This is a genomic window from Pseudomonas kilonensis, from assembly GCF_001269885.1.
Lineage (GTDB): Bacteria > Pseudomonadota > Gammaproteobacteria > Pseudomonadales > Pseudomonadaceae > Aquipseudomonas > Aquipseudomonas kilonensis.
This window is the reverse complement of the sequence record NZ_LHVH01000024.1, coordinates 334,694-352,428: the sequence shown is the minus strand read 5'-3', so window position 1 is coordinate 352,428 and position 17,735 is coordinate 334,694. Positions and strand designations below refer to the sequence as shown.

Annotated in this window: 14 protein-coding genes and 1 pseudogene; 9 read left to right on the top strand and 6 right to left on the bottom strand. The window is 55.6% G+C overall.

The genetic code is table 11. The features are described from left to right. The first annotated feature begins 151 nt into the window (after positions 1-151). Positions 152-901, top strand: a complete 750-nt coding sequence (locus AD662_RS17880; RefSeq protein WP_053189263.1) for a substrate-binding periplasmic protein — start codon at positions 152-154, stop codon at positions 899-901. Positions 902-941: 40 nt separating this feature from the next. Here the strand turns inward: AD662_RS17880 and AD662_RS17875 are convergent, their stop codons facing one another. Beyond that, on the bottom strand, positions 942-2,330 hold the full coding sequence (locus AD662_RS17875) for a surface-adhesin E family protein (RefSeq protein WP_053189261.1): 1,389 nt from the start codon (positions 2,328-2,330) through the stop codon (positions 942-944). Positions 2,331-2,952: 622 nt separating this feature from the next. On the opposite strand from AD662_RS17875, the gene AD662_RS29350 reads away from it, so the two are divergent. Then, entirely contained in the window at positions 2,953-4,185 is a 1,233-nt protein-coding gene (locus tag AD662_RS29350; protein ID WP_139213150.1) for a hypothetical protein, read from the top strand. Continuing rightward, positions 4,178-5,221: a hypothetical protein gene (locus AD662_RS17870; protein WP_139213149.1), complete on the top strand. Its 1,044-nt coding sequence runs from the start codon at positions 4,178-4,180 to the stop codon at positions 5,219-5,221. The genes AD662_RS29350 and AD662_RS17870 overlap by 8 nt, the downstream gene beginning before the upstream one ends. 77 nt (positions 5,222-5,298) lie before the next feature. Here AD662_RS17870 and AD662_RS28690 read toward each other — a convergent pair. Continuing rightward, positions 5,299-5,622: pseudogene (locus AD662_RS28690) on the bottom strand (helix-turn-helix transcriptional regulator); the annotation flags it as partial. Positions 5,623-6,079: 457 nt separating this feature from the next. Further along, positions 6,080-7,540, bottom strand: coding sequence for a fatty acid desaturase (locus AD662_RS17860; protein WP_053189504.1), 1,461 nt, complete (start codon positions 7,538-7,540; stop codon positions 6,080-6,082). A gap of 171 nt (positions 7,541-7,711) precedes the next feature. Here AD662_RS17860 and AD662_RS17855 point away from each other — a divergent pair, with 171 nt between their 5' ends. Both AD662_RS17855 and AD662_RS17850 read left to right on the top strand, forming a co-directional pair. Further along, positions 7,712-8,377, top strand: a complete 666-nt coding sequence (locus tag AD662_RS17855; RefSeq protein WP_053189502.1) for a hypothetical protein — start codon at positions 7,712-7,714, stop codon at positions 8,375-8,377. Then, positions 8,371-9,486 (top strand): hypothetical protein, encoded by a 1,116-nt coding sequence (locus AD662_RS17850; RefSeq protein WP_053189259.1) that lies wholly within the window; start codon positions 8,371-8,373, stop codon positions 9,484-9,486. Before AD662_RS17855 ends, AD662_RS17850 begins: the two co-directional genes overlap by 7 nt. Here AD662_RS17850 and AD662_RS17845 read toward each other — a convergent pair. Next, the gene (locus AD662_RS17845; protein ID WP_082308766.1) at positions 9,474-10,229 is read right to left on the bottom strand and encodes a lipase family protein; all 756 of its coding nucleotides are present in this window, start codon (positions 10,227-10,229) and stop codon (positions 9,474-9,476) included. The genes AD662_RS17850 and AD662_RS17845 overlap by 13 nt on opposite strands. Before the next feature lie 167 nt (positions 10,230-10,396). After that, on the bottom strand, positions 10,397-11,275 hold the full coding sequence (locus AD662_RS17840) for a metal-dependent hydrolase (protein WP_053189255.1): 879 nt from the start codon (positions 11,273-11,275) through the stop codon (positions 10,397-10,399). A gap of 88 nt (positions 11,276-11,363) precedes the next feature. Here AD662_RS17840 and AD662_RS17835 point away from each other — a divergent pair, with 88 nt between their 5' ends. Genes AD662_RS17835 through AD662_RS17820 form a run of 4 tightly spaced genes read left to right on the top strand, consistent with a single transcriptional unit; the run spans position 11,364 to position 15,422 of the window. Further along, on the top strand, positions 11,364-12,293 hold the full coding sequence (locus AD662_RS17835; protein WP_053189254.1) for a fatty acid desaturase family protein: 930 nt from the start codon (positions 11,364-11,366) through the stop codon (positions 12,291-12,293). After that, positions 12,293-13,894, top strand: coding sequence for a GH3 family acyl-acid amido synthetase (locus AD662_RS17830; RefSeq protein WP_053189252.1), 1,602 nt, complete (start codon positions 12,293-12,295; stop codon positions 13,892-13,894). The genes AD662_RS17835 and AD662_RS17830 overlap by 1 nt, the downstream gene beginning before the upstream one ends. Further along, a complete protein-coding gene (locus tag AD662_RS17825) occupies positions 13,879-14,964 on the top strand; it encodes an aromatic ring-hydroxylating oxygenase subunit alpha (RefSeq protein ID WP_074849723.1) in 1,086 nt (361 codons plus the stop codon). Before AD662_RS17830 ends, AD662_RS17825 begins: the two co-directional genes overlap by 16 nt. A 53-nt stretch (positions 14,965-15,017) precedes the next feature. Further along, positions 15,018-15,422: an acyl-CoA thioesterase gene (locus AD662_RS17820; protein WP_018601181.1), complete on the top strand. Its 405-nt coding sequence runs from the start codon at positions 15,018-15,020 to the stop codon at positions 15,420-15,422. Between the two features lie 108 nt (positions 15,423-15,530). Here AD662_RS17820 and AD662_RS17815 read toward each other — a convergent pair whose 3' ends face one another. Beyond that, complete coding sequence (locus AD662_RS17815; protein ID WP_053189251.1) at positions 15,531-17,699, bottom strand: TonB-dependent siderophore receptor; 2,169 nt, start codon at positions 17,697-17,699, stop codon at positions 15,531-15,533. Positions 17,700-17,735 lie beyond the last annotated feature (36 nt).

Genomic DNA, 17,735 nt, shown 5'->3' with positions numbered 1-17,735 from the left:
GCGCTGATCGTACACCAAGGCCTGGGGGTTGCTAAGGGGCGGAATGTGGACTGCGTCAACAGTTGGGCGTGTGTTTGGGTCTATGCTTACCTTGCCCCCTTGAATCAGGCCCGTCCATGCACAAACACCGAACAACCCACCGGGAGAACCTGTGAGACATTCGACACCGGCTGCAGCGCTGCTCTGCCTATTGCTCGGCACGGTTGATGCCGGGGCCGAGGAGTATCAAGTCGTCACCGAAGAGTGGGCACCGTACAACTACCAGGAAAACAACCAGCTCACCGGCATGATCACCGAGATCGTCCGGGCCATCATGGCGCTGACCGGGAATGACTTCGAGGTGCTGTTGCAGCCGAGTATGCGAGCGAGCCAGATGCTGAGGAACCGGCCCAAGACCATCATGTACTCCATGTTTCGCACGCCGGAGCGCGAGCCGTTGTACAAATGGGTCGGCCCGATCGTGGAAGAGTCCATCCACCCCTATCAACTGGCCAATACGCCCCCACTGGACACCTTGGAACAACTCCTGAACGCCCCCCAGATCACTACGCGCCACGCCGGCCTGGTGCCCCAGAGGCTGCAGTCGCTGGGCTTCAACAACCTGGACAAAAGCGCCACCGAGAGCAAGCTGCTCTACCGCATGCTGCTCGCCGGGCGCACCAACATCATCATCGGCGACACCGACGCGGGCGTGGCCTATTACAGCCGTCAGTTGAGCATCGCGCCGGGCACCTTGCGACGGATCCCTATCGAGCTGTATCGCTCATCGCTGTACATCGCCTTCAGCCCTGACAGTGACGATGAAGTGGTGGAGGCGTGGGCCAGTGCGTTGGAGAAGTTGCGGCGTTCAGGGGAATTGGAGCGGATTCAGCGGCGGTATGAGGGGGCGGTTGGGCGGTGAGCGCGCGGAACCGGCGAAAGCCGGTCCCGCAGACCTTCACTCACTTCACGCTCTGCACATGCATGTCGATGGATACCGAGTCATTTTTGTCAGTACTGGCGTGATAGAAGAACCCATAGTCAACCAAGTAGTAATAGTGCTTCAGCGGCACGACTGTTGAGCTTGGGCGCTGTTCACGGCAGCTCAACGCCTTGGCGTTACCGCTCAAGGCTGGGTTCAGTCGTTTGGCTGGCCCTTCACTGTCGACGGTGCAGTCGAAGGTTTTCGGTTCCTTGCCCACGGTGCCGATCAGATTGCTGGTGAGGCTGCCCTGGCGGGTGAAGCCCAGTTGACCGCCCACAGGCATACGCTGCCAATCGCCACGGAAACTCAGGCTGTCGACCACCTCGGTGTTCTCGGAGTGCGTGGCCTGCTCTGTGCCTGATAGCCTGATCAGGCCGCGCCAGTTGATCTGGCGGCCATTGAGGTTTTCGCTTTTGTGAACAATGCGCAGCTGCCCGGTCACAGGGTCAGTGGACAGAAAATACTCAGTACGCTCCGGCCAACTCTCTTGGGAATGACTGGCGGTGCCTGACAACTCAATGTAAGTCAGCGTCTTGGCCGGGGCCGGCATGTGCAGTTGCTCAATGCTCCTCAACACTCCGGGGTTGATGTCGGGCAGGGCATCCGCCGCGATCGGTGCTTTGGTACGTGACTTGAACGTCGGCAGAGTGGCGATGGTCGTCGGCGCGTTGCACACGAGTTCAAACACCTTCAACTGATCCTGGTCGGCTGATGTCATCGCCTTGGCCTCGGGAAACATCTCGATTTTCCCGTCAGTGACCTCGTTATTGGCATTGAGGTAATAACGGGCCAACAGCGTGACGTTTCGCGCTGCGCAGTCCAGCGTGTACTGCTCGCGGGTCTGCGTGAAAGGAGAGTTACTCAGCGGGTTCAGGCGGGTCTGTGGCTCGTCGTACGCCATCCAGAATTGCACCTGTTTACCGCTTTTGCGCACGCTGCTGTTATCCAGCAACAGCCACCGTTCAGCGTCCCCCTTCATCACCTGGCGCCAATCCGGAGCGGGGAGATTTTTACACGCTTGGGTGAACTCCCGGTTGTTCATCAGCGTGGCGTGATAACGCTCGGGCAACGCTGTTGGCGGGGCATAGCGGCCGCTATTGTTGGCGTAGGAGCGGCGGAGCATGAACGAGTAAACCAGGTTGACCTGGGGCCTGGAGCAGGCCGCCGAAAACTGAACCGTTTGCCAGAAGGGTAAGTTCGGTTCGCGGGGGGCGAACACCTGGAAGTTGATGACGTCGCCTTCGCGCATCAGGCTGTTGGGCGTCAACGGCTGAGCGAGCAGGGTGGCTTGCTTATCCGCTGGTGGCTGTTGGCTGGCGCAGGCGGTTAGCAGTACTGAGGCGATGAGAAGAGTAGGGCGTTGCACAGATGTCTCCGGTAAGTCCATTGAGGGAGGCAGGGTGGTGCGATGTCTTGGGGCGGGTAAGGATAGAGGGAGTGGTGGAGTTTGTCGCGGGGATGTTATTTGGATCGCTGTACAACGCGGGGCTTAGAAACGAAAACGGTTTTACTTTTTCCTCAAATTCCGACGATTCAATTTCGGATATACAAAATCGAAGTAACTGTTTATTCGTCTTGCATAAAATCTCATAACGAACGATGGCGAAGCGCTATTGACTTTGGCTAAATTGAAGCTTGAATAAAGTAAGCGCATTCATAAGGGGAGGTGGTTATGAGGGACATAATGTTCCTTTGAAAAGAGAGGTGGCAATTGGCAAAGGTCTGGAGTTCAGATGGCTGTGCGGCACGATGAAACGATGCTGTTTTATTGGCTGATCTGAAAGTCTCAGGAGAGAGAAATATGTCTCGCGCGTCTGCATATTAGGGTATGTGTCGGTCAAGAGCGCGACTCTCAGAAAATCGCAGTCATCTGCTCACCTATACAGAAGATGGGGAAATGAGCTGGTAGCTCATCTACACCCTCAGCCCTCGGCACATGATGGACAGGTTAGAATAAAAATAGACAAGTTTCTTCAGGGAGAAGTGATATGAACCATATTTCACTCATTGTGCTTGTATTGTTTGTTGCAGGTTGTACTGCGGGGTCTGGGTTTTCTGAGCGTGACAGAAATGTAATAAATACCCCCGACTATTTTGATAATAGAGTATTTTATGTATCGCCAAATAAGGAGAATGATGTTTATAAGCTTTCGCGTTCGGATACATTAAGTCCAGATGAATCCTCCGATATAAGTCATGGCAGCCCAATATCCGTAATTTTGGATAGCGTCACATTGCCGCGTGCGGATAGCTCCCGGACGATGGATATTGCTATCGTGATAGAGGTTGGGGCGTCGGATAATGGAACTAGCACCCCAATTGTCGCTTGGTACCAGAGAGGTGTTAATCCGGACCAAGCGCTAAATTTTTCAAATTTATTACTGTATTTTGAACCGCGCTGGGATGCTCGAATAGCGCCTCTGTTTCACATTAGAGTTATAGATGTATACGCTGAAAAAAATCAGGAGGCCCGAGATGCATTGGCCCAAGTTAGCCAGATCTCCCAATCGTTAAGTCCAATAGCGTCAGGAGTGAATCAAGCTGCCTTTAGCTTGGGTGTAAAAGCAGCGGGGTTGATTCTTTCGAATCGAGATAACAGACAGCTTCTTGACTATACAGTGCAGTTTTACTCTTCCGAGACTATCAATAACTCATACGGCTCAGACCTTACGCCGCTGAGGAGAGGGCGCTTTATTCTTCTAAGTAGGCCTATAGATAAAATTAGCACGAGTTCGTATTGGAATACGTTCAGTGGAACCTTTGATCCTGCTTCAAAAAATGTCATTTCCCAAGGTCAAGTTGTAGCCTCTCCAACCGTCACTGTTACCGTTTCAACCGCGCAAACAATTGTCCCGGTATTGGTGTCGTCTCGATCTTTATATCTACAGTCGTTGCTAAGTGATTCCCAGCAAAAAAATGCGGCAAGCATTGAGAGCGCAGCTGCGTCAGTTCTTGGGGCCGCAAAAACATATTCGAGTATAGATCGTCTTAGGCGGCTGCGTACTAAAAGAAGCTTGGAGCAAGTAATCGCGTTAGAAAGAGATCAGGCTGCTGCTACAAAAGTTAGTGATGATGACAAGGCTATGATTAGAGCAACATTGAGCGAGTTAACCGGTTGTCATCTTGATTCTTCCGATAAGGTCACTCTGTGGGCGGACGCCAACCCAGAGCCTGAGTTCGAGGAAAGAAAATTTAGATTGAAAGGGGGTGTTTGTGGATAAAATGTTAGTTGTCGTTCTCGTTTTTACTTTGGGTCTTGGCCCCTACGCACGGGGGGCTGAAGTTACTGGGTGGGTTACTGTTTACCCTTCTTACAAATCCCTCAAGCCACCGGAAAGAGCTTCCGAAAATAGTGCTGTGATTATTTTAAGTGAAAACACTCCGTCCGGTGGCTTAGGGATGTCTGAAGTGACTACTAAAAAAAATGGCGAATTTTCCTGGGAGGCGCCGAATACTTTGTCGACTGAACTGTCCCTTATGGCAAGGCATCGGGAGAAACCAAACAGCTATGAAATGAGGTCTTCATATAAATTTGAGTTGGTCGATAAGGGCGTGAGTCTCAATGAGATTGCCCTTGTAGAAACCAATCGATTAGCATCGGATCAATATTCAATAGCCAATAAGAAGTTGAGCGATCTCGCCGCTCAATACCCTTGCTTAACACATGGCAAAAGTCACGCAGCAATAGAAACCTGCTGGAGGCGAGATCCTGCGGCGTTCGAGGGAGCATATCCCCAAGCGCGTAAGATTCTGGCCGAACTTGAAAAAATCAAAATTAAAGATAATTACAGATATGTGTTTTCTGAAAAAATACACCTCATGACGTTGCTGACAATGTACTGCGCACAAAGTAAATTTTCTGAATTTGATCAGGGCTGGATAGATCAAGAAGATCATGCGAGAGAATTGAGGGAGCAAGTGTTTTCCCTGTATGAGTGCGCCAAAGGAAAGGGGGTGGAAGTCGAAAGCCTTTCATATCGAGAGGTTAGAAATTATATAGCAAGTCGAACTGGCGAGCGGAGCAGTGACGCTGTCAGGGGGTTGCTAAGGGTATGGCTTGATACTTATTACTCTGAAGCGAATACTACAGAAGCGGCAAAAGTTGCGGATTTCATAAGGCTAAACCAGTATGTAACAGAGTGGGAAGGGTTTGTTACTTTGTTGCATGGCGTCGCACGCGGACCGTTTCTTCATTCCGCAACAACGCTTACTCCTCAAAGTGTAGACGACGCAAAACGTGAGCTCATGAGCCTGTAGCTAACTTCAGCCAGACGTATGGGCAGGCGCAACCCGTGCGTGAAGAAGGGGGGGGATCGGGGGGCAGGCCATGGTTATCAAATTATGGTCTGGTCCCGATTTTCCTGCGGGGATATGGAGCTGCTCTCTCTGTATTCACGAGGCGAACAGGTCATGATGCGCTTGAAAGCGTGGCTAAAAGCACTGTCGGAGTCATAGCCCAGCTTTTGTGCTATGGACGAAATGGTGGTGTGGTTTGTTTTCAACAATCTCGTAGCTAATTGCATGCGCCAGCGCAAGACGTACTCTAAAGGGGTGACACCAGATTTTTGCTTGAATCGCAAAGCGAAGGTCGAGCGAGAAACACCCGCGATTTTGGCAAGGTTCTCGACCGTCCAAGAACGCGCCGGATCGGCATGCAAAATCAGGGTCAGGCCACGGTTATCAAATTGTGGTTTGCCCCTGAGGGGAGGCTTTCTACCGCTCCTGATAGTACTGCGCCCTACGCCTGGCCTCTTCCCGCTCCATTTCTTCATAATGCTTGCGCTCGTCCCGCTCCCTCTCCTCATGGCGCTCGCGGTGTTTCCTGTCTTCTGCTCTATTCATTTCCCGCTGGTGTTCCCAGTGGCGCCTGTTTGCCTCTCGATAGTCCTGGTTCCGATCACCGGCAAATGCACCGGCTGAGGTGAAGCCAATCCAGGTGAGTACAAACATGGCAGCCATTCTCATGTGAGGGTGTCTCCGGGGTGGATGTGTGCAGGTGGTGCCATTGGTGGCTTGCGGTAGACCATGAGAAGGGGCGCAAGTGCTGATCAGGCTGCTGTTGCACCGCTATGTTCGCGTGGGAAGTCCGAAGCGCGACGCCGAAAGAGGGTTGAATCAGCTTTTTTGCTTCGACCCAGACCAGAGCAGGGAAAGCAGCGTACGCGAGTCCATTAAACGCTCGTCGGTCCTCAGCAGGCTTGGAAGCACATGCCATGGATGGTTGGCGCTGCGATGATGATGCAGATGCAGATTGATGTGATAAGGCCAAATGAAAAACCTTCCGACACATCCCACTTTCCATGCGTAAGTCCATTGCTGCCAGCCTGGGGTTACATCAGGCCCGCCACTGTGTTCGGCGATGCTACGAATTTTCTGTAGTAGCGTTCCCAAAGTGGCAAGTGGCAAAAACCATAACAGCACGATAAGCATCATGGTCTGGGCGCTGGTTTGCCAGGTGATGAACGACAAGAGGGCGAGCCAGATAATGCCCGCAGCGGCGATCGGCCGGGTCATCTTCGGTGATGCCCCGCCTGCCTCTCTGTAGGCGCGCAGATTGCGCAGCGTATTGATGATGAACAGATCCCCCAGCAATTGCCTGAGCAATAATTTCCCGGACAGTGGTCGGAAGTTCCACGGCTGCTGGTGATAAAGAAAGCGCCGCTCCGGATCTTTCGTTGATCCCGTGTGCTGATGATGCTCGAGGTGCAGTGGCCGATAGAACTCAATGGGCACCGTACCCGGAACACCGATGGCCACGTTGATCAAAAAGTCATTGATACCGCGATGACGCGTCAGGTGATAGTGAGTCGCGTCGTGGTACAGAATGAACAGTGCATGTTGGCGCGCGGCAATGATGACAAACGCCAGGCAATAGAAACGCCAGTCCGCGGCATACAGCGCAATGCGCAACGTCACGATGATGCACAACCATTCAAGCAGGATGGCCGCCAGGGTGCGCAAATCCACCTTGAGGCGACTCAGCGTGATGGTTGTCAAACCCGCTGCCCCGCCAATGATTGCTCCATAGACCGCATCGAGCAGCACATGCTGGCCTGTCGTCAACACAGTGATTACCAGCATCAGGCTCCACAGCGCGAAGGTCCATACCTGGCGGACACGCAGATAACCCAGCACAACGCTGATAGCCACCGGCAATGCCACATGTCCACTGGGTGACGCCGCCAGCGGTGAGTCGACGCTGTAGAACCACGTTAGCCACTGCGACGGGCTATCCGGGCGCTCAATAAGGGTTGGCCAGAACAGGTGGCTCACCAAGCAGGTTCCAGAGGCCAGGGCCCCGGCAAAAAAAACCGGTAACAGCCAGTCGCGGCGACGCCCTAGAAACACGAGCGCGGGCATGATCAATAGATAGCTAAGGTACAAGGGGAGTGTGTAGGGCAGTTGCGCAATGTGCGCATCGATACCGCCGGGCTGAATAACCCGTACCGGCCCCATCGGGAAGTGCGTGACGAGAAAATACAGGACCCCCGTCACAACGGTGTAGGCCAGCAGCCAACTGACGGGGCGGGTCACCCGTAAGGCATTGACAGGATGGTGTGCGACAGTGGATGACATGATCAAGGCGCCTGGGTAAACGAGGAGGGCGATGAATGGAAGTCTACGTTGCATTGGCCGATTGATCTGGCCAATATCCGTCCCCCCTTGCTTGCGATGCTGAAGGTCTCCATGAGTTTGAGTGCAACCTCCGTTGAATGCGCCCATCTGCATCTGAATGATATTGATCGGATGTTCGAGATCTATTCTGCGTCCTACGACGACACCTCGCGAGCAAGGTTTGATCAGGACTTCAAGGAAAAAACCCACTGCATCGTATTACGGGATGCGGGTGAAGTAATCGTCGGATTCACCACGCTCAAACTTTATGAAAAAACCTGGTCTGGCAAACCGATCAGGGTGATTTTTTCGGGCGATACCATCATTGATCGTGAACACTGGGGGAGCCAGCAACTGGCCTTCGCCTGGATGCGACTGGCGGGGGAAATCTGGCAGGAGCAGTCTGAAATCCCTCTCTATTGGTTTCTGATCTGCAAGGGTCACCGAACGTACCGTTATTTAGGCGCCATGGCGTTGAACTATTCACCCCGAGTCGGGGCAATGACGGATTCTGGCGTCCAGGCGCTGATGGACCACTTGGCGATCGATCGTTTTGGTGAGGCCTATGATCCGAAAACGGGTGTCCTGTCCTTCAAGGTTCCACAAGGTCGGCTGAGCACGGAATTGGCACGTGTTCCTGCGCCTCACCTGCGTCTGGCAAACGTCTTGTATTTTCTGGAAAGAAATCCTTTTTACGCATCGGGGGATGAGTTGGTCTGTTTGTGCGAGCTGCACCCCAATAATTTACGGCCGATGGTGCTGCGCTTGTTTGCTGCCGCTCAACCATCGCCATGCTGATCCGCCAGGCAAGCGCCGCGGACAACCTGAAATTACTCGACTTTCAGGCGCAGCGGGCGATGCAGGGTGGCTTGCCGATGCGGTTTGACCGTGGGCCGGACTATTTCGCGCTGCATCGTTGTCACGCCACGGATCATCGAACCTGGATAGCCCAAAGCGAGGTGGGCGAACTGAAAGGCATCGCCAGCCTGGTGGTCCGCGATGGCTACCTTAATGGCGGTATCGAGCCGGTGGCCTATCTGGGGGATCTGCGGCTGGTGCCCGACAGGCGCTTGTCAAAGTCGTGGATGGCCGAGGTCAAAGTGCGGCTCGAAGCGTTGGCCCAGGAAACCGGTGCGCAGCACGCTTATTGCTGTGTCATTCGTGGCAATAGGCTTGCGGCTCACTCGCTTCTGGGAGGACGGCGAGCCAATCCGCTGATGCTTTCGCACTGGCGTGGCTATAGCAATGTCTCCGTATATGCTCAGCGGGGATGGAGCCGCGCGCCAAGAACGCTGGAAAACGTGCGCATCGTTCGAGCCCAGCCGGCCCATGCGGATGCACTGCGGGCATTTCTCGACAGCGAGTCGGCAGGCCAGCCCTTTGGTTGCGTCTTTAGTGAAGCGCAGTTTTCGCGACGCCTGGACACCTGGCCGGACTTCGGTATCGAGTCATTTCTCCTGGCCTTGGACGCCCGTAACAATGTGCTCGGTTGTGTGGCCCCTTGGGACGCCGGGCGTATCAAGCGGGTGGTGCTGGAAAAGCTGCCCTTGTCACACCAGGCGCTTCGCCTGGCTTTCAATGCTTGTGCGCCAGTCTTGGGGCGCCCTGCAATCGCTGCACCTGGCGAGGCGCTGCAGGACATCTACCTGACTCATCTACAGGTGCGGCAGCGAGACCCGCACATTTTCGCTGCGCTGCTGGATGCCGCTTGGGTGCGCGTTCGCGGTCAGTACGCGTTGATGCAAATGTGCTTGTATGACAATGACCCGCTTTGGGCCGCCATGAACCGTTATCGTAGCGTCACCCTTCCCATGGACCTGTATACGGCGCCCTGCGTCGGCAGTGCGCCAGCGTTGGCGCCGATGGAGGCGGCGCGTATTCCGGGGTTTGAGATCTATCTCGTCTGATTGCCCCGGCCGGGCTTGGTCTCGTGCAAGACGTTCAACAGCGCCAACCAGAAACGGGTCGCGTCAAATCCACCGCCGCCCAAAACAGGTTGGCCGTGATCGAGGTGCGGCAGGCAAATCTGCGGCATGCCCTCGAGTCGCTGATGGTCGAGGTAAAACTGACCGTCATGCGCCCAGCCGGGTCGCCGTGCATTGAGGCGTGCGTGATGCGTGTCAAAACCAGAGCTGGGCGCGCAACTCCAACTGACGACATGCGCGCAATGCAGGTCCGTGGCCAGATGATTGAGCATGTGAGCAATGTGCGGGTCGCGCAGACGGCTGATGTCTCGTGTGCCATCGGCCGCCCACGGCATTTTTGCAAACACTCGACGAAGGCGATCCAGAGGATATCGTTGGGCCGGTTGCCACGTGCTGCAACCCAGCACCTCATCCATGACCGTCGACGGACCTGCCGGTGGTTGCACCAACGCCACGCCGTCGCACGCCTCACTCAAGACGCTGTTCTGTCGGAGGGCTGCCAGTGCATCGAGCCCCCCCTTACTGTGCGCCAACACAACAAATCGCTGGCCTGGCTTGAGTTCGGCAGTCAGTACCTTGTCGATAGACGTTCCTTGAGCCATCACCCCACGCGAAGAGCGCACGGGCATGCGCAGAACCTGATAGTTCGAGCGCCGTAACGTCTGGGCGCAATCTTGAAAACAACGTGGCAACCATTCGGAAAACAGCCCGGCAACCAGCACCACCAACGTACTTCGAGGAAGACGTGGCACGGGGGCATGCCAGCACGCGATAAATTGCTCTGTCCAATCAAGGTGTGCAGCAGGCCTCGCCCATTGCGTTGCTGGAAAGTGAAGTGGCCAATCGTCAAAGCCTTCTGGTATCCAGGTTTTTTTTCCCGGCACGGGTGGCCTCATGGCTTGGGCTCAGCGAATTCATCCAGTCTTCGGCGGGCCGCTTCCAAGGCTTCACTGTTGTCGAGCTTATCGGGGTGAAAACCAGGAATGAACCACGCCAGCCAGCTCGGAAATGCACGGGTCAGCGGGCCAGGATTCACAAACAACCACCATTGCAAGCGCGCCCACCCTCGCCAGTTACGGCGTTGCCCATCAGTCCCCGCAAGTTGGTAAATGAAATACAGCACATCGACGGCGAAGTACGCGGTCATTATCAGCATGACCCCGCATCGCATCAGGTAGCGCCAAAGTGGATTGCGCACAACCCGGCACAACACGTCGTAGGCGACGGCCTTGTGTTCGGTTTCTTCTATGGCATGCCAACGCCAGAGCATGGCCATCCTCGAATCGGCACCGTTGAGAACAGCGGGATTGCGCAAAAGCTGATCAGAGAGAATGGCCGTGAAATGCTCCAGGCTGGCGGTCATGGCCAGACGAGTCGCTGGCGTAAATCGATTGCCAACCTCTTGTCGGCGCAGCAGCAGTTGTTCCAGTGCCTCAACAGGCGCGCCTTGTGCCGCGAGTAGCTGGTTATACAGCCTGTGCTCACGAATATGCGCCGCCTCCTGATAAACAAACGCTTCAACCGCGTTGCACAGCGAACGATCGGTTTCTATCTCGGTACGAAAGTGCGTGACGCTATCAATGAACAGCTTTTCGCCGAGTGGAAACATGATCGACAGGCCATCAAAAAAACGCGTGACGTGAGGCCAGTCACGATACCAATAACGGGGAATTCGCTCATCGAGAGCAAAGCGTACGTTGCGGCGGAGAATTTTTGCGGCAGGTGGTTTTGCCGCCGAGCACCAGGACAAGAGGCCTTTGAGATACGACATATCGACGGGTGCGGCCCTGAAAAACTATAGGCTATCTCTTTTGTCACTGATCGTGTAAACGGATATCCGACTTTCCATGGGACCTCTTATGCGCAGTTCTGGTGACATTTCACCCTCTAGTCGTTACGACGTGGCCAATCTGTGTGTACTGATGCTGCAGACATTGGTTTGGGGGGCGACGCTGACCTGGTTGTCACACACGGATGCGGGTTGGCCCAAGTGGCTTGTGCTGATACCTTTTTGCCTGGTCATGCAAGGCGTCTTTTCGATGATGCACGAGGCCTTTCATGGGCTGGCCCATAGTCAAAAAAAGCTGAATTATTTCGTCATGTGGTGGGCTTCAACCCTGTTTGGTGCATCGGCTACGCTCATCCATATCAACCATCTGGGGCATCACACGCGTAATCGCACCCGAGCAGAACTGGCTGATTTCGCCAGCGCAGACGAGTCGTTGCTGCGCAAACGAGTCGAATACTATTTCGCGATTCTGGGGGGGATCTGGTTCGCAGCGTTTATCGGCAGTCTTTTGTTGCCGCTACTGCCGGCACGTATCACGGACAGGTGGTCGCAAACCGCAGAGGTCAATACGTATGCGGCCGCCTTCAAGGACTTTTCAAAAAGCGATTTCAGCCGTATCCGGCTGGAAGTGATCGCCAGTGTCGCGGTGTGGTTATCGGCCGGGACAGTGTTGGGATGGAAGTGGCCTGTCGTCCTGGTGACCTACATCGCTTTTGCTTTTTCCTGGTCTTCGCTGCAGTGGGTCTACCACATGCGCACACCCTTGGACGTGGTGGAGGGGGCCTACAACATGAGGGCGCCGCGCCTGGTCCGCTGGGCATTTTTGAACTTCAACTACAACCTCACCCATCATCGTCAATCACAACTGCATTGGCAGCAGATGCACCGGGCCTCGAACCTGAAGGAAACCCGACCATTGTGGTTTGGCTGGCTAACGGTTTTCTTGCCGCCCCAGCGTTTACCGGATGACGTGACGCAACTCGACAAGACCTACTTTTGATGAGTGCCAACAATGGCGTCAGACGCGCGCTGTGGAAACGTTTCATAGACAGTGCCCAGCCCACGCTTGATCGGTGGCACGAGCAACTTGAGCAACCAGAACTGACGCAAGAACGCCTGTTGCAGCGATTGCTAAAGGCCAACAGTGATTGTGCGTTCGGGCGTGCCCACCACTTTGCGCGTATCGCTGATTCAATGCAGTTTCGCGACAACGTCCCGATTCACGCTTACGCGCAACTGCATCCCTGGATACAGCGAGCTCAACAGGAATCGGAACCGATTTTGACATCCCGCCCGCCACTGTTCTTTGAGCGTACAAGCGGTAGCAGTGCGCTGCACAAAGCGATTCCTTATACACGCGACTTTCTCTCTGAAATGCACAGCGCTTTAGGCGTCTGGCTTGCGGATATGCACCGTCAAGTCCCCGGGATCAGCCATGGCTCAGGCTACTGGTCAATGTCACCTCCCTTGCAAGTGCCGGTGACGGGCCCCAATGGTATTGCCGTTGGTTCAGCCAGTGACCTGGAGTACTTGAGCGGCAGCAACATTGCCGGGTTGGCCGGTACTTTGTTGATTCCGGAGTTTGCCGGCGATCTGTCCAACTGGCGTAGACAGACCCTCCTGGCGTTGGTGGCGGACGCTGATTTGAGTTTTATCAGTGTCTGGAGCCCTACGTTCTTGACCAGTCTGTTACAGCCAATTTTCGATGGCGAAAGCGCTGAGCATGAGCAGACATTTGCGTGGCTGGACAATGCGCTTCCCACCGCCCGCAGGTCTGCGTTGCGCCGAGCGCGATCCCAAGGTGTCTGCACCGAGTTATGGCCACGGCTGGCAGCCGTCAGTTGCTGGATGGATGGCCCCAGCCGCCATTACTACAGGCAATTGGCGGCACGCTTCCCTCAGGCGCAATGGTTACCCAAAGGTCTTTTTGCCACCGAAGGTGTGGTGAGCGTGCCATTTGGTGACGGGCCGGGGTGTCCCTTGGCGATTGGCAGCCATTATCTCGAGTTTCTCTGCGAAGACGGTTCGCTACGCAATGCCCACTCCCTGCGCATGGGCGAAAGCGCGCAAGTGCTGCTGACAACCGGTGGCGGTTTGTATCGCTACGCGTTGGGGGACCGGGTCCGAGTCGTCGGCATGTTGGGGGCTACGCCGCGTGTGGAGTTTGTGGGGAGGACTACGGTGACCAGTGATCTGGTCGGAGAAAAGCTTGATGAGCACATCGTGCAGAACATATTTGACCGTTGCATCACCACGACAGGGGCTGCTTGCCTGATCCCCAATGCTTCGGCCATGCCACCGCATTACCTCGCGCTGGTGGCGACACCTGAAGACCTGGATGCAGGCGCACTGGCGCTGGCGGTCGAGTCGGAGCTGTCCAACGCCTTTCATTACAACCAGGCACGCAGGCTTGGGCAGTTGGGGCCTCTTCGGGTTCGCCTGCTCAAAGGCAGCGCTGATCTGCTGGCTCAAGTACTGCAACAGGCGGCGGAGTTAAGCGGTATCCGCGCCGGTGACGTCAAACCTCGCCCTCTTATCAATCGGCTCGAGACAGCCGAGGCCATTCTCGCGCTAACGGAAAGCTCATGTCGGCATCTTTAAATACCACCTTCGAGACGCCTTGCGATGGAACCCTCGAACAATGGTATGTGGCTTGCGCGCAGAAAGAGCTGCGCAAGAACACACCTTACCGGGCCAAAATCCTCGGACTGAACCTGGTGCTTTTTCGTCAGGGTGATGGGCAGGTAGCGGCGTTGCTGGACCAATGCGTGCATCGGGGAACCCGATTGTCCGCCGGCAAGATTTCCGATAATTGCCTCGTCTGTCCCTACCATGGCTGGCGCTACGATGCCCAAGGGCACGTGGTTCATATCCCCAGTGTCGGCGATAAACAGTGCTCATCGCCATCAGGCGAGTATCGGTACAAACAGCGTCATTTTGCCGTGCAGGAACTTGATGGCTTGATCTGGGTATACACCGGTGCAGGTGACCCGCAGGCCAAGCCTGTGTTCAGGCTGCCGGCTTACGCTGACCAGCGCTGGCAGAGCTATTTCATGATCAACACCTTTGAGGCAGACGTAGGCAGCCTGGTACAGAACTTCATGGACGTGCCGCATACCGTATTCGTGCACGAGGGCATCTTCAGATCCAGCACCGGTCGTTCGATGGACGCCACGCTCGCGTGTAAAGCGCGGAGCATTGAAGTGACCTATCACGATGACGGGGACAAGATTGGTGTCATGAACTGGCTGAGTAATCCCGACGGCGAACCGCTGGTTCACACAGATCGTTTTTTTGCGCCCAACGTCACGCGCTGCGACTACCAGTGGGGCGAGCGTTCGGCTTTTTTGATCATCAGTCAAATCACGCCAATCGATTCACGTCAGTCGCGCGTCTATACCTACATCGCCTACCGCTTCCGCCTACCCCGTTGGGTACTGCGGATGTTGCGTCCGTTCATCCATCTGTACACCCGCATCGTCATTCGCCAAGACGTGAAGATCATTCAAGCACACCGCCAAGGCCTTGATAATGCACCGGACTTCAAGCCGTCCAATGTGCAAGCGGATGCCATACATGTCGGTGTCGAGCAGCTACTGGCGGCGGTCAGGCTAGGCGAGGATTTGCCACCGGCACAGCGTCGTGAGAGCCGGATACGCTTTGAGCTTTGATGGCGGCGACAAAAATACCTACCAAGGCTCGAATAACTAAAGGGAAGAGACCAATGCCTCATGCGGTTTTCGTCAGTAGAACGATTTTATTTGGCGACTGTGATCCGGCAGGCGTGGTGTACACGCCGCGATTTTCGTATTTTTCAGTAGAGGCTATCTACGTAGCACTTGATAAGTGGCTGGGCACGCCCGGGCTTAGAACACTCATGGGCTTTGAAATACTGCCGCCAGTACGCGCCATGTCCATGGAGTTTCTGGTGCCTTTGACGTGGGATGATGAGTTATCTATCAAAGTCAGTGTGGCGAAGGTGGGTGTTCATTCATTCACGTTTCTGGTCGAAGGGTTTGTTGTTGATGGGCCCTTATCTTTTGTGGCAAATGTCACTCATGTATGTGTCTCGCCGGAAACCAAAGAGGTGGTCGCCGTTCCAGCACAACTGAGAGCGCTTCTTTCATAGCCCGCTGGAAAGACCTTCGTCCGGACAGAGAAAGAGACGATTTCAGGTGCTGGGTCTGGCCCTGAAACAGGCATGAACCTGATTCAGGACCAGACAAATCCGCTCTTCTTAGAAACTGTACTTGGCGGTCAGCAGCATATTGCGTGGGCTGCCGTAGGAGTCACCGCCGTAGCTCACGGAGTTGGCGATGGTCGAGTAGTACTGGCGGTCGAAGATGTTGTTGGCGTTGACCTGCAAGTCCAGGTTTTGGCTGACCCGGTAGCCGGCCATCAGGTCGGTGATCGCGTAGCTGCCCTGTTCGAGGCGGTACTTGCTGCCATCAGCCAGCGGGATGTCGTTGTACAGGCGGCTCTGCCAGGAGACGTTACCGCCCACACGCAGTTTTTCCAGCGGGCCCTGGAAGTGGTAGCTGGTGGTCAGCTTGAACAGATGCTCCGGTGTGTCGGTGTCGAACTGCTTGTTTACGTTCTGCGGGTTGGCGGCATCCTTGATGGTGTGTGTTCGCGCGTAGGTATAGCCACCGCCGACTTGCCAGTTTTCGGTCAAGGCGCCTTGCAGTTCGAAGTCGATACCCTGGCTGCGAATCTCGCCGGAAGCTTCATAGCAGGTCGCTTGTGGGCAGTTTGCCGTAAACAGTTGCACGGCGCGGTTCTCCTGGTCGACGCGAAACAGCGCCACGCTCGCATTCAGCGCGCCATCAAAATATTCGCCCTTGATGCCGACCTCGTAGTTCTTGCCAACGATCGGCTTGACCGGGCTGCCAGAAGTATCCTTGGAGCTTTGCGGCGTGAAGATATCGCTGTAGCTGACGTAGACCGAGTGGTGGTCGTCCAGGTCGTAGATCAAGCCGGCGTAACGGGTGAGGTTACGGGTGACCTTGTAGTCGGTGTCGCCATCGCGGTTATCGTAGTCGTACCAGTCCAGGCGTCCGCCGAGGATCAACTTCAACGGGTCGGCCAGGCTCAGGCGTGTGGTGAGGTAGACGCCGTCCTGGGTGGTCACTTCGCGCTGGTTGTTGGTGTGGACGAAGTTCGGTTTACCCCCATTGATCGGCCAGTTCATGTCGTACGGGCTGTAGTTGTGGGTGGTCATGTCGTAGATGCGCTTGCTGGCGCCCACCACCAGTTCATGGCTGCGCCCGAACGCCTCGAAGGGCCCACTGGCAAAGGCGTCTACGCCGGCCTGGTTTTCATCGAAGTCGGCCTGGTAAACCGTGCGGGCCAGTGTGTTGTTGACCCAGCGTGATTGGTAAGAGCCGGAGAACAACGCGTTCTGTTCGGAGTAATTGGCGTTGACCTGAAGGTTCCAGTCGTTGGCCAGGCGATGACGGACTTCGGCGAATACGGTGTTGATCTCCTGATCCTTGTTCTCCCAATCCGTGCCCGGATTGTAGGAGCGCGGCAGGTCCAGATGATGGCCGTCCTGGCCGATCATCGAAGAGCCCCAGAAGTAATTGGTCTTGTCCTTCTGGTGGGAAAACCCCAGGGTCAGGGTGGTGTCTTCGTTCAAGTCCGCTTCGGTGACCGCATAGAACAGGCCATGATCCTCCTCGACATTGTCGATGAAGCTGTTGGCGTCCTGGTAAGAGGTCACGACCCGGCCGCGCAGCGTGCCACTGTCGTTGAGCGGGCTGGAGGCATCGACCTCGCCACGGTAATCGTCCCAGCTGCCGGCAGCACCGGTCAGGGTGAGTTTCTGCTCGGCCAATGGCCGCTTGCGGATCAGGTTGATGGCGGCCGAAGGGTTGCCTGCCCCCGTCACCAGGCCGGTGGCACCGCGCACCACCTCGACCCGATCGAACATCGCCAAGTTAGGCTGGGAACCGACGTTAACGCCGTCGTAGCCACTCGGGATGCCGTCATACATCAGGTTGTCGATTTCAAAACCGCGGGCCTTGTAGGTCTGCCGGCCAGGACCGGAGGAAAAGTCCAGGAACAAACCGGGCGTCGCCTTGACCACGTCGTTGATGTCGGTCATCGCCTGGTCATCCATGCGCTGGCGCGTAATGACGGTGACGGCTTGCGGGGTTTCACGCATCGTCAGCGGGAGTTTGGTCGCGGTCGACATCGCGCCGGTGGTGTAGGACTCGGTGCCTTCCGTGGTGCTCCCCAGTTGGCCACTGCCGGAGACCTCGGTTGCGTCTAGTTCCAGGGTGACGGGTGGGGTGGGGCTGTTGTCGTCGGCGTAGGCGGGGGCCATGGAGATCATGCAGATAGCCATGGCCAGAAGATTGCGGGCAGGGTTGAAGTGACGCGGTGGGGTGGCACAAGTCGACATGAACAATCATTAGATGCTAATGCTTGTGAGAGTGAT

Coding starts and splice junctions, on each gene's coding strand:
- AD662_RS17860 (WP_053189504.1), bottom strand. CDS start 7,540: ATGTCATCCACTGTCGCACACCATCCTGTCAATGCCTTACGGGTGACC.
- AD662_RS17840 (WP_053189255.1), bottom strand. CDS start 11,275: ATGTCGTATCTCAAAGGCCTCTTGTCCTGGTGCTCGGCGGCAAAACCA.
- AD662_RS17850 (WP_053189259.1), top strand. CDS start 8,371: ATGCTGATCCGCCAGGCAAGCGCCGCGGACAACCTGAAATTACTCGAC.
- AD662_RS17830 (WP_053189252.1), top strand. CDS start 12,293: ATGAGTGCCAACAATGGCGTCAGACGCGCGCTGTGGAAACGTTTCATA.
- AD662_RS17820 (WP_018601181.1), top strand. CDS start 15,018: ATGCCTCATGCGGTTTTCGTCAGTAGAACGATTTTATTTGGCGACTGT.
- AD662_RS29350 (WP_139213150.1), top strand. CDS start 2,953: ATGAACCATATTTCACTCATTGTGCTTGTATTGTTTGTTGCAGGTTGT.
- AD662_RS17825 (WP_074849723.1), top strand. CDS start 13,879: ATGTCGGCATCTTTAAATACCACCTTCGAGACGCCTTGCGATGGAACC.
- AD662_RS17855 (WP_053189502.1), top strand. CDS start 7,712: ATGTTCGAGATCTATTCTGCGTCCTACGACGACACCTCGCGAGCAAGG.
- AD662_RS17815 (WP_053189251.1), bottom strand. CDS start 17,699: ATGTCGACTTGTGCCACCCCACCGCGTCACTTCAACCCTGCCCGCAAT.
- AD662_RS17835 (WP_053189254.1), top strand. CDS start 11,364: ATGCGCAGTTCTGGTGACATTTCACCCTCTAGTCGTTACGACGTGGCC.